We start from the raw sequence: 354 nt of genomic DNA on the forward strand, positions 1-354 counted from the left end.
GCTCAAAGCTCGTACCGCTCCCCGCCTGCCAGGTCGCACCGCCGTCGGTGCTGTATTCCCAGCTCGCCCCGGCCTCAAGCCCGCCGACCACAACCGTGCCGTCATTGGTGATGCCATCGCCAGGCGTGCCCGTGTCATTCTCAAGATCAGCGGTGAGCGAAGCAGGAATATCCGTATCGACAGTATAGGTCTGCGTGCCCGTCACCGGCGCAGCATCATTGCCGGCTGCATCCGCGAACACTGCCTCCGCCGTCACCGTCGGCGTCGTCGCACCGGCCAGAGCACTGCCCGGAACCTGCGCCGTCCACGTGCCGTCGCCATTGGCGACCGCCGCATAAGGCACACCATCGACAA

General features: G+C 65.8%; 1 protein-coding gene. It reads right to left on the reverse strand.

Features of this window, described 5'->3' with window-relative positions:
• Window positions 1-354, reverse strand: a 354-nt coding sequence (locus J9800_RS21970; RefSeq protein ID WP_502710102.1) for a hypothetical protein, incomplete at both ends; no start/stop codon positions are given.

This window comes from Ochrobactrum sp. AP1BH01-1 (genome assembly GCF_018066705.1).
Taxonomy (GTDB): Bacteria; Pseudomonadota; Alphaproteobacteria; order Rhizobiales; family Rhizobiaceae; genus Brucella.